Below are 10381 nucleotides of genomic sequence, written 5' to 3' on the forward strand. Positions count from 1 at the left end.
TACCTGGTTGATAGGTCGAAGGTGTAAGTGCAGTAATGTATTTAGCTTATCGATACTAATAGGTCGAGGACTTGACCAAAATAAACTTAAAGGTTTATATCGCCAACCAAATCCTTATTAAAATTTTAATAAGGAAGATTTCGGTTGCTAAGAATAAAATGATTAACTCTAGATGATATACAGTTTTCAGAGTATTAACTCTAAAAGATAAAGATTATGTGGTTATTATAGCAAAGAGGATACACCTGTTCCCATACCGAACACAGAAGTTAAGCTCTTTAGCGCTGATGGTACTTGGAGGGCGACCTCCTGGGAGAGTAAGACGTAGCCACGTAATCTTTTTTTGCGTTCAAAAATATAAAAATTTTAAGTATTTAATATTGGAATAAATTTATAAAAAAATCGCAAATCAAAAAAATATGTTGTGAAAAAAAGTTTAATAAACTACAATTACCTTAAGAGTAAAAATTTTAGCAATTTTGGAAACGATTCCGATAACGTTTCCAAAATTGCTAAATAAAATATTTAGTCAATAAAAAGGGGGATTGTAGGTGAATTTATCAGAAGGCCTAAAATTAAAAACTAATAAAGACATATCTGATTGTTCAAATGAGGAAATTTATTTTGCATTACTAGAATTAGTTCAAGAGCTTAGCGAGAAAAAAGTAATCAAAAATCAAGGCAAAAAGAAATTATATTATATATCAGCAGAATTCTTGATAGGAAAATTATTATCTAGTAATTTGATAAATTTAGGTATATATGATCAAGTAAAAGAAATCTTATTAAAGCATGGAAAAAATATATCTGAGATAGAAGAGATAGAGCCTGAGCCATCTTTAGGAAATGGTGGTCTTGGTAGATTATCAGCATGTTTTCTAGATTCTATAGCAACTTTGGGGATTCCAGGAGATGGTATTGGTTTAAATTATCATTTTGGTTTATTTAAACAAGTATTCAATAATAACTTACAAACAGAAGAAAAAAATGAATGGATTGATAAGGTCGGGTGGTTGAATAAAACCAGTACGACTTATGATATTAATTTTGGGGAATTTACTTTAAAATCTATACTTTATGATATTAATGTTACAGGATATAATAATCAAACTAATAAACTTCATTTATTTGATATAGAAACGATTGATGAAAGTATAGTAAAAGATGGTATAGATTTTGATAAAGATAATATTGAAAAGAATCTTACTTTATTCTTATATCCTGATGATAGTGATGAAGAAGGTCGTCTTCTTCGAATTTATCAACAATATTTCATGGTAAGTAATGGTGCTAGATATATATTAGATGAGTGTATGGCAAAAGGAAGCAACTTACATGACTTAGATGAATATGCAGTAATACAGATAAACGATACTCATCCAACTTTGATTATACCAGAACTTATACGTTTATTAGTTGAAAGAGGAATAGAATTAGATGAGTCTATAAAAATTGTAACTAAAACATGTGCATATACTAACCACACAATTTTAGCTGAAGCTCTAGAAAAATGGCCTATTAAATATTTAGAAAAGGTTGTTCCACAACTTATACCTATAATAAATGAGTTAGATGATAGAGTTAGAGAAATTTATGAAGATGAGTCTGTGTACATTATAGATAAAAATGATAATGTAAATATGGCTCATATAGATATACACTATAGTTTTAGCGTAAATGGAGTAGCATCGCTTCATACTAATATATTAAAAAATAATGAATTAAATAATTTTTATAAAATTTATCCTGAAAAGTTTAATAATAAAACGAATGGAATAACATTTAGAAGATGGCTTATTCATTGTAATCCACTATTAACAGAGTTTATAGAAGAATTGATAGGGGATGAATTTAAAGCTGAGGCAGAAAAATTGCAAGACTTGATAAAATATATAAATGATGAAAAAGTACTTCAAAAGTTATTAGATATAAAACATTCTAATAAAGTTGAATTAAAAAATTATCTTAAAAAGACTCAAAATATAGATATAGATGAAAATTCTATTTTTGATATACAAATAAAAAGGTTACATGAATATAAAAGGCAACAAATGAATGCATTATATGTAATTTATAAGTATTTGCAAATTAAACAAGGGAATACACCAAAAACTCCTATTACAGTTATATTTGGAGCAAAAGCTGCCCCAGCATATACTATTGCAAAAGATATAATACATTTAATATTATGTTTACAAGAACTTGTAAATAATAATGAAGAAGTTAGTAAATATTTAAAAGTTGTAATGGTTGAAAATTATAATGTTACTATTGCAGAAAAACTAATACCGGCATGCGATATATCAGAACAGATTTCATTAGCTTCAAAGGAAGCAAGTGGAACTGGTAATATGAAATTTATGCTAAATGGAGCATTAACGCTAGGTACAGAAGATGGAGCTAATGTAGAAATACATGAACTTGTTGGAGATGATAATATATTTATATTTGGGGAGAAGAGTGATAATGTAATTAAACACTATGAAAATGGAGATTATGACCCTCTTGATATTTATATAAAGGATAAAAATATAAAAGAAATAGTAGATTTTATTGTTAGTGAAGAGTTAATGCACATTGGATGTGAAGAAAATCTTATTAGGCTATATAAAGAAATAATAAGGAAAGATTGGTTTATGGCTTTATTAGATTTTAATGAGTATTGCAAAAAGAAAGAGGAAGTCTTTAAAGAATATGAAAATAGAAATAAGTGGGCAAAAAGAATGCTAGTTAATATAAGTAAAGCAGGTTATTTTTCTTCAGATAGAACTATAAATCAGTATAATAAAGATATTTGGAAGTTACAGTAGAAAAGTCAATTATAAAACAGCATATGATCACAATAAAGGACAAAGTATAAAAGAATAATTTCTTGATTTTGAGAATTGTAGATGATAATATTTAAGTAAAGGGTCAGGAAACCGATATCAGTAACGTTTTCGGTAACGTTACCAGTAAGGCTTCAAAGGGATGAAAATTAAAAAAGGGGGATTTACTATGATTAAATTGAAAAAGTTTGTAACAATTGCTTTATCTGCAGTTTTAACAACAGCAGCACTAACAGGATGTTCTTCATCCTCTGATGATAGTACAGCTAAGGAAGATGGTAAGGGGTCAGTATATTACCTAAACTTCAAGCCAGAATCAGAATCACAATGGAAGAAAATTGCTGAGGATTATGAAAAAGAAACTGGTGTAAAAGTAAAAGTAGTTACAGCTGCAAGTGGAACTTATGAACAAACATTAAAGTCAGAAATAGCTAAAAAAGATGCTCCTACATTATTCCAAATAAATGGTCCAGTAGGATATGAATCATGGAAAGAGTATTGTGCTGATTTAAAAGATACAAATCTTTATAGTAAATTATTAAATCAAGATATGGCTATAAAAGATGGGGATGGAGTGTACGGTATACCTTATGTTGAGGAAGGGTATGGTATAATATACAACCAAGAAATAATGGATAAATACTTTGCATTAGATGGTGCAAAAGCTAAATCAATAGATGAAATAAATAATTTTACAAAATTAAAAGAAGTTTCAGAAGATATGCAATCTAAAAAAGATCAATTAGGAATAGATGGAGTATTTGCTTCTACATCACTAACTCCTGGTGAAGATTGGAGATGGCAGACTCATTTAGCGAATCTTCCTGTTTATTATGAATATAAAGATAAGGGAGTATCTAACTTAGGCAAAATAGATTTTACTTATTCAGATAACTTTAAAAATATATTTGACCTATACATAAATAACTCAACTTGTGAACCTGCATTATTAGGTAGCAAGACAGTTTCAGACTCAATGGCTGAATTTGCACTTGGAAAAGCTGCAATGGTTCAAAATGGTAACTGGGGATGGAGTCAAATAGCAGAAGTTGAAGGAAATACTGTTAAAGCAGAAAATGTTAAATTTATGCCGATATATACAGGTATTGAAGGCGAAGAAAAACAAGGACTTTGTATAGGAACAGAAAATTTCTTCTCTATAAATAGTAAAGCTTCAGAAGCAGATCAAAAAGCATCAATTGAGTTTGTTGAATGGTTATTCACTTCTGATACAGGTAAAAATCATGTAACAAATGAATTAGGTTTCATAGCTCCATTTAATACTTTCAAAGATTCAGAAACACCTCAAGATCCATTAGCTAAAGAAGTTTTAAGATATTTAGGAAATAAAGATTTATACAATGTAGACTGGAACTTTACTTCTTTCCCTAGCCAAACATTTAAAGATGATTTTGGTGCAGCATTACTTGAGTATTGTAATGGAAATATGAAGTGGGAAGATGTTAAGAAATTAGTAGTTGAAGAATGGGCAAGTGAAAAAGAAGCATCTAAATAAATTTTGAATTAATTTGATTTGTAAGTGAAAGGGCTTAGCCATAGATAACAGTATAATATCGTTAATATAATTTAGGATAAATCCTATTTATTTGATGAGAGAAATGCTTGTTTATGGTTTAAGCTTTTTCTTTAAACTAATTTGTCATAAGAAGTTTAAAATTATTAATATTAGGGGGAACATTATGCAAAAAGCACTAAAAAAATACTTTCCGATATTCCTAATTCCAACTCTGATTGCATTTTCTATTGCATTTATAATTCCTTTTATAACAGGTTTATATTTATCTTTTTGTGAGTTTATTACAATAAGTGATGCAACATTTGTGGGAATAGAAAACTATAAAAAGGCTTTTTCAGCAGGTCAAGGGTTTGTTGAGGCTTTTGGATTTACTACGATATTTACAATTATATCTATTATAACAGTTAACATACTTGCATTTACCCTTGCTTATTTTTTAACAAAAAAGATAAGAGGGACAAACTTTTTCAGAACTGTATTTTTCATGCCAAACTTAATAGGTGGGATAGTTCTTGGGTATACTTGGCAGTCTATGATAAATTCATTTTTAGCTAATTATGGAACGACTCTTGTTGCTAATCAAAAGTATGGCTTTATAGGATTAATTATACTTATGAATTGGCAAATGATAGGGTATATGATGATTATTTATATAGCTGGGCTTCAAAGTGTGCCTAATGAATTAATAGAGTCAGCAAAAATTGATGGAGCAACAAAATGGCAGACACTAAAAAATGTAACTATACCAATGGTAATGCCATCTATTACAATTTGTACTTTTTTAACTTTATCAAATAGCTTTAAGTTATTTGACCAAAACTTAGCATTAACTAATGGAGCCCCAATGCATAAAACAGAAATGCTAGCTCTTAATATAGTTAATACATTCTATGGAAGAAATAATTATGAGGGTGTTGGTCAAGCTAAGGCAGTTATATTCTTTGTTATAGTAGCGGTAATAGCTCTTTCTCAATTATACTTCACTAGAAAGAAGGAGGTTGAACAGTAATGCAAAACACAATGGCTAGAAAAAAGAATGTAGGAGACAATATAGTATTTATCATACTTTGTGCATTAGTAGTAGTATTTTTAGCACCGATTATATTTATAGTTGTAAATTCATTTAAGGGAAAATTCTTTATAAGTGACAATCCTTTTTCCTTACCTACGGCAGAAACATTTGTAGGTATCACAAATTATATTAATGGTTTACAGAAAACAGGGTTTTTAAGTGCTATTGGATGGTCATTTTTTATTACAATAATGTCAGTAGTAGTAATTTTACTTTTTACTTCTATGACAGCATATTACATTACAAGAGTAAAGAGTAAATTTACAAGTGTGTTGTATTACTTATTTGTATTTTCTATGATAGTACCTTTTCAGATGGTAATGTTCCCGATGGTAAAGTTAGCTGATACTTTACATCTAGCAAATCCGTTAGGTATGGTAGCGTTATATTTAGGATTTGGATCAGGATTATCGATATTTATGTTTAGTGGTTTTATAAAATCAATTCCACTAGAAATAGAAGAAGCTGCTATGATAGATGGATGTAATCCTTTACAAACATATTTTTACATAGTTCTTCCTATTTTAAAACCAACTGCAATCACTGTTGCCATACTAAATGCTATGTGGATATGGAATGACTACTTACTACCTTATTTAGTTATCGGTTTATCTACAAAATACAAAACTATACCAGTAGTAATTCAAATGTTAGTAGGTTCTAATGGAAATAGAGATATGGGTGCGATGATGGCTATGTTAGTATTAGCAATCATTCCTATTATAATTTTCTATTTAATATGTCAAAAGCACATAATAGAAGGAGTAGTTGCTGGTGCTGTTAAAGGATAATATAAGGGGTAGAGGAGAGAGATTATGAGAAGAAGTGGGATGTTGTTACCTATTTCAAGTTTACCCTCAAAATATGGAATAGGTAGTTTTTCAAAAGAAGCTTATGATTTTGTAGATATATTAGAAAAAACAGGTCAGAGTCTATGGCAAATACTGCCTCTAGGACCTACAGGATATGGTGATTCTCCTTACCAATCATTCTCAACTTTCGCAGGAAACCCATACTTTATAGATTTAGATGAATTGGTTAAAGAAGGACTTTTATCTGAAGAAGAATGTAATAGTTATGACTGGGGAAGTAACAATGAATATATAGATTATGAAAAAATATATTTATCAAGATTTAAAATTTTAAAAAAGGCTTATGAAAGAAGTAACATAAGTAAAAATAAAATATTTAAAGCATACTGTGAAAAGAATAAGTGGTGGTTACACGATTATGCGTTATATATGTCGATAAAAGATTATTTTGGTTCAAAGTCGTGGATAGAGTGGGATGATGATATTAGATCAAGAAAAGAAGAAGCTATATTGAAATATGAAGAAAAGTTAAAAGATGATATTGTGTTTTATAAGTATCAACAATACTTATTCACTAAACAATGGAGCAAGCTTAAAGCTTATGCAAATAAAAGAGGAATATCCATAATAGGAGATATCCCTATATATGTAGCTTTAGATAGTTCTGATACATGGGCTAATCCAGAGTTGTTTCAATTAGATAAGGATTGTATTCCTACAGCTGTAGCAGGTTGTCCTCCAGATAGTTTTTCAAAAACAGGTCAATTATGGGGAAATCCACTGTATTATTGGGAATATCATAAATATACAGATTATGAGTGGTGGATTAAAAGAATAGAGTATTCTTTTAAATTATATGATGTTGTAAGGATAGATCATTTTAGAGGTTTTGATGAGTATTATGCTATACCATATGGAGAAAAAACTGCTATAAATGGATCTTGGGAAAAAGGTCCAGGTTTAGATTTATTTAAATATATAAAAGGAAAATTAGGAGATGTAGAAATAATAGCAGAAGATCTAGGGTTTTTAACAGAAAGTGTAAAACAACTTTTGAAAGATACAGGATACCCAGGTATGAAAATTCTACAGTTTGCTTTTGATTCAAGGGAAGAAAGTGATTATTTACCTCATAATTATGAAAAAAATTGTATAGTATATACAGGGACTCATGATAATAGTACAATTAGAGATTGGTATAAAGAAATTAGTCCGCAAGACAAAAGAATGTGTGTTAATTACATGAACAATAAATATACTAGGGAAAGTATAATACACTGGGATTTTATATGTTTAGCTATGAGAAGCGTGGCTAATACTTGTATAATACCTGTACAAGATTATTTAGGATTAGGTAATGAAGCTAGAATAAATGTACCATCTACATTAGGTGATAACTGGAAATGGAGAATGAAACCAAATTGTTTCTCTAACAACTTAATAAAAAAAATAAGGATGTTAACAAAGGTATATGGAAGAAAATAATTTTGAAATATATTATTTGATGTGCTAATGCATTAAAATATTAAATTGAAAGGAAGCCGTTGATATGAAGGCAATCACAATTAAAGATATAGCAAAAAAATGTGGCGTAGGGGTAAGTACGGTATCAAGGGCTATTAATAATCATCCAGATATAAATGAAGAAACTAGACGAATGATTATGGAAGTAATAAAAGAAAGTAACTTTATTCCTAATAATAGTGCCAGAAATTTAAAACTTTCAGATACGAAAACTATAGGAGTATTAATAAAAGGTATAGATAACCCATTTTTTCAAAATATGATAAAAGTATTTGAAGAAGAAATACAAAATAGAAAATATACATTTATATTGCATAGAGTAGATTCTAGTCAAGATGAGGTTGAGGTAGCTTTAGAGCTTATAAAAGAAAAAAGGTTAAAAGGAATAGTATTTTTAGGTGGATCTTTTTCACACCAAGAGGATAAGTTACAAGAAATAAAAATACCATTTGTACTAAGCACGATAGCTATAACAGATAATGTAGATAAGAATTTATATTCATCGGTATCAGTTGATGATGTATATGAAAGTAAAAAGATAGTAGATTTTTTATGCGATAATGGACATAAAAAAATTGCAATTCTAGCATCATATAGTACAGATATGAGTATAAGTAATTTGCGTTTAGAAGGATATAGAAAGTCTTTAAGAAGTAGGAATATCACGATAAATGAAAATTTAATTAGATATACTTGGGATAGCCCTAATTCATATAGTATGGAGAATGGATATAACCTAACTAAAGAGCTTATAAACTCCAAAGAAGAATTTACTGCGATTTATGCAATTTCTGATAGCATGGCCATTGGAGCATGTAAAGCTATACTAGAGTGTGGAAAAAGGATACCAGAAGATTACTCTGTTGTAGGATTTGATGGATTAGATATTACATACTATTATAATCCATCTATAACAACAATACGTCAACCTATTGAAGAAATGGCAAAGGAAACCACTAAGATATTATTTGACTTAATTAATAAGAAAAGTAAAAATCAACACAAAATCTTTGAAGGAAAACTGCTTGTAAGACAATCAACTTCTAAATTAGATAAATAAATTTGGAAAATAAGAATAATTTTAAGTAATGATTACAACTAATAGAAAGGATTTTTTATGGATAATTTATTTAGATATGATGGCAAGTTTTGGGAAACGCTAGATACGATAACAGATATAGTAGTGTTAAATTTTTTATTCATAGTTTTTAGTATACCAGTTATAACAATAGGAGCATCTTTAACAGCGACATATTCTGTAGCTTTAAAAAAGGTTAAAGGTGAAGATGTACATGTTACTAAAGAATTTATAAAAAGATTTAAAGAGAATTTTAAAATTAGCACTGTAGTATGGATATTAATGATAGTAGTTGGAAGTGTATTATTACTAGATTTTTACATATCTAATTTAATATCTGATAAAACTTTGGGGGTAATGTTAAAGCTTATATCTACGATAGTAGGAATAATATTTTTATTTAACTTTACATATGTATTTCCTATTATATCTAAATTTAATAACACTATAAAAAATACTATAGTAAATTCTATTCTTATATCAATACAAAACCTACCTTATACAATAATAATGTTGACTATGAATTTATTATGTATAATATTGATGTTTTCATTAGTTGATTATTTTGGATATATATTATTTTTTTATATGGTAATTGGATTTGGGATTACTTCATATATTAACTCTATATTTTTAAATAAAATATTTTACAAATATATAAATTAAAAAAGTATAAATATATTTATTTAATAATAAGTAATATAATAGCATAGATTAATCTATGCTTTTTTTATGTAATTGGATAAGGCGTTATGACATGGCGCTTTGCTGATACATTACTTAATTAAAGTAAATTTTTTATTGTTTATTATGACTTAGATAAAATTTAAAAAAGTTAATAAATTAGTTGATAATGTGGATAAAAAATGGATTGAAAGAGTTTTACTTAATTTAATACTGTTAGTAATGTTAATAAAATCCTATACAAATAAATTTTTAAAAATATATTACAAAAAAATTAAAAAAATATGTTGACTAATAATTAGAAAGGTGATAAAGTATTACTTGTCCAAGAGATACGGACGAAAAATAAAACGAAAGAAAATCTTGACTAAAGGTTAATAACCTGGTAAGATAAGTAAGCCGAGAAAATGAACTTTGAAAATTAAACAGTAGGTTAATTTATATAACTGATTCTTAAAGAATCGAAAACAAACCAAGCCAGATATTCAGATAATGATAGTCTGAGCAGGTAACAACTTTTATTTGAGAGTTTGATCCTGGCTCAGGATGAACGCTGGCGGCGTGCCTAACACATGCAAGTCGAGCGATTTACTTCGGTAAAGAGCGGCGGACGGGTGAGTAACGCGTGGGTAACCTGCCCTGTACACACGGATAACATACCGAAAGGTATGCTAATACGAGATAACATGTTTTTATCGCATGGTAAAAATATCAAAGCTTTTGCGGTACAGGATGGACCCGCGTCTGATTAGCTAGTTGGTAAGGTAACGGCTTACCAAGGCGACGATCAGTAGCCGACCTGAGAGGGTGATCGGCCACATTGGAACTGAGACACGGTCCAAACTC

At 28.8% G+C, this 10381-nt stretch carries 7 protein-coding genes and 3 rRNA genes; all 10 read left to right on the forward strand.

Annotation, left to right across the window (positions count from 1 at the left end; translation table 11 throughout):
* A 23S ribosomal RNA gene (locus tag I1959_RS14840) occupies positions 1-79 on the forward strand; the annotation flags it as partial.
* Positions 80-217: 138 nt separating this feature from the next.
* Positions 218-334, forward strand: a 5S ribosomal RNA gene (rrf, locus tag I1959_RS14845).
* A 217-nt stretch (positions 335-551) separates the two neighbouring features.
* Complete coding sequence (locus I1959_RS14850; RefSeq protein WP_195238857.1) at positions 552-2810, forward strand: glycogen/starch/alpha-glucan phosphorylase; 2259 nt, start codon at positions 552-554, stop codon at positions 2808-2810.
* 187 nt (positions 2811-2997) lie between these two features.
* Positions 2998-4344 (forward strand): ABC transporter substrate-binding protein, encoded by a 1347-nt coding sequence (locus I1959_RS14855; protein WP_195238859.1) that lies wholly within the window; start codon positions 2998-3000, stop codon positions 4342-4344.
* Between the two features lie 184 nt (positions 4345-4528).
* The gene (locus tag I1959_RS14860) at positions 4529-5374 is read left to right on the forward strand and encodes a carbohydrate ABC transporter permease (RefSeq protein ID WP_092923315.1); all 846 of its coding nucleotides are present in this window, start codon (positions 4529-4531) and stop codon (positions 5372-5374) included.
* Positions 5374-6228, forward strand: coding sequence for a carbohydrate ABC transporter permease (locus I1959_RS14865; protein ID WP_092923317.1), 855 nt, complete (start codon positions 5374-5376; stop codon positions 6226-6228). The genes I1959_RS14860 and I1959_RS14865 overlap by 1 nt, the downstream gene beginning before the upstream one ends.
* A gap of 24 nt (positions 6229-6252) precedes the next feature.
* Positions 6253-7734 carry a 4-alpha-glucanotransferase gene (gene malQ / locus I1959_RS14870; RefSeq protein ID WP_195238861.1) on the forward strand — a complete coding sequence of 494 codons (1482 nt, stop codon included), beginning with the start codon at positions 6253-6255 and terminating at the stop codon, positions 7732-7734.
* 64 nt (positions 7735-7798) lie between these two features.
* Positions 7799-8833: a LacI family DNA-binding transcriptional regulator gene (locus I1959_RS14875; protein WP_195238863.1), complete on the forward strand. Its 1035-nt coding sequence runs from the start codon at positions 7799-7801 to the stop codon at positions 8831-8833.
* Between the two features lie 57 nt (positions 8834-8890).
* Positions 8891-9517, forward strand: a complete 627-nt coding sequence (locus tag I1959_RS14880) for a YesL family protein (protein WP_195238865.1) — start codon at positions 8891-8893, stop codon at positions 9515-9517.
* A 536-nt stretch (positions 9518-10053) separates the two neighbouring features.
* Positions 10054-10381 (forward strand): 16S ribosomal RNA (locus tag I1959_RS14885); the annotation flags it as partial.

The sequence above is a fragment of the Romboutsia sp. 1001285H_161024_C4 genome (genome assembly GCF_015550185.1).
Classification (GTDB): Bacteria; Bacillota; Clostridia; order Peptostreptococcales; family Peptostreptococcaceae; genus Romboutsia_C; species Romboutsia_C hominis.